2 protein-coding genes are annotated in these 1,872 nt (G+C 55.9%); one reads left to right on the top strand and one right to left on the bottom strand.

All coding sequences use genetic code 11. The features are described from left to right. Positions 1-11 precede the first annotated feature (11 nt). Positions 12-146 carry a 50S ribosomal protein L34 gene (gene rpmH, locus ACRESJ_RS23730; RefSeq protein ID WP_003213577.1) on the bottom strand — a complete coding sequence of 45 codons (135 nt, stop codon included), beginning with the start codon at positions 144-146 and terminating at the stop codon, positions 12-14. Positions 147-712: 566 nt separating this feature from the next. Between rpmH and dnaA the strand changes: the two genes are divergently transcribed. Then, the coding region (dnaA, locus tag ACRESJ_RS23725; protein ID WP_431760080.1) for a chromosomal replication initiator protein DnaA at positions 713-1,872 on the top strand (1,160 nt) is incomplete at its 3' end.

The following is a 1,872-nucleotide window of genomic DNA, read 5'->3' as shown; positions in this document are numbered from 1 at the left end:
GTGCCGGCTTATCAAACTGCCAGACGCGCACGACCTTTGGCGCGACGACGCGACAGGACTGCGCGGCCGTTCTTGGTAGCCATGCGAGCACGGAAACCGTGGGTACGAGCGCGTTTGATAGTGCTTGGTTGGAAAGTACGTTTCATTGTCGTGTTACCTGGTTCGTCCACAACGGGCCGGAATGGCCCCCGTTTTAAGAGACCGGGGATTCTAGAGAAAGCAAGCCTTCAGGTCAATTTCCAACCAGCGTTTCCTCATAAATAGATCTCCAGAGGTTTTACGCTGAACGAACCGTCGGCAAATATAAAAATAAGAAAGGAAAGTATTTAAAGCTTTTCTGTAAAGCTTATAAAAGCTAGGCACGTACCCATCTGTGGATAAGTCGATTCATCCCTTGTTTTACCTGCTGTACAGAGAATGACAACTACAGTGGAAAACGGTGTTCAGCCTGTGCTGCGCTGTCGGATAACCTGTGTGTGGAAGGTCGGCTTATCCACAGGGCGGTTATCCACCGAGTTTCGCCCCCAGTTGTGCAATGACCTCAACCCCGGTTATCCACAGAGCTTATGCACAGACCACTGGTCGTCTTTTTTGCGTATGAATGGGCGATTCTTCTTGGTCGATGAACCACCTTCGTGTGGATAAGTCGGCGTCTGGTCGCTACAATGGCCGCTTGTTTTTGCCTCACCGGCTTTCAACTTAGGGGATATCCGTGTCAGTGGAACTTTGGCAGCAGTGCGTGGAGCTTCTGCGCGATGAGCTGCCTGCCCAACAATTCAACACTTGGATCCGTCCACTACAGGTCGAAGCCGAAGGCGACGAGTTGCGTGTGTATGCACCCAATCGTTTTGTTCTGGACTGGGTCAACGAAAAGTACCTGGGGCGTGTTCTCGAATTGCTCGATGAGCACGGCAATGGCATGGCGCCTGCGCTATCCTTATTAATAGGCAGCAAACGCAGTTCGGCACCCCGAGCCGCGCCAAACGCTCCGCTGGCTGCCGCGGCTTCCCAGGCCCAGGCTGCTCAAGCGCCCGCCAGCCCGCCGCCGCCAGCACCTGCCGCGGCTTCGACCAAGCGTGCCACACAAAAAGTGGTTGAGGTCTCCGAGGAAGAACCTTCCCGTGACAGCTTCGACCCGATGGCCGGCGCCAGTTCGCAACAGGCTCCGGTTCGTGCCGAGCAACGTACCGTGCAGGTCGAAGGTGCGCTCAAGCACACCAGTTACCTGAACCGTACCTTTACCTTCGAGAATTTCGTTGAAGGTAAATCCAACCAGTTGGCGCGCGCCGCCGCGTGGCAGGTGGCAGACAACCCCAAGCACGGTTACAACCCGCTCTTCCTTTATGGAGGCGTCGGCCTGGGTAAAACCCACTTGATGCACGCTGTGGGTAACCACCTGTTAAAGAAGAACCCGAATGCCAAGGTCGTGTACCTGCATTCCGAGCGTTTCGTGGCGGACATGGTCAAGGCCCTGCAATTGAACGCGATCAACGAGTTCAAGCGCTTCTACCGTTCGGTGGATGCCTTGCTGATCGATGACATTCAGTTCTTCGCCCGCAAGGAGCGTTCCCAGGAAGAGTTTTTCCACACCTTCAACGCCCTGCTCGAAGGTGGCCAGCAGGTCATTCTCACCAGTGACCGCTACCCGAAGGAAATCGAAGGCCTTGAAGAACGCCTCAAATCCCGTTTTGGCTGGGGCCTGACCGTAGCGGTCGAGCCGCCAGAGCTGGAAACCCGCGTGGCGATCCTGATGAAGAAGGCCGATCAGGCCAAAGTCGAGCTGCCTCACGACGCCGCGTTCTTCATTGCCCAACGCATTCGCTCCAACGTCCGTGAGCTGGAAGGCGCGCTCAAACGCGTGATCGCCCACTC

This window comes from Pseudomonas sp. (assembly GCF_050739655.1).
GTDB lineage: Bacteria > Pseudomonadota > Gammaproteobacteria > Pseudomonadales > Pseudomonadaceae > Aquipseudomonas.
This window is presented reverse-complemented; position numbering and strand designations above follow the sequence as displayed.

Bases quoted from the DNA above. Each gene is read 5' to 3' on its own strand.
- rpmH (WP_003213577.1), bottom strand. From the start codon at position 146: ATGAAACGTACTTTCCAACCAAGCACTATCAAACGCGCTCGTACCCAC.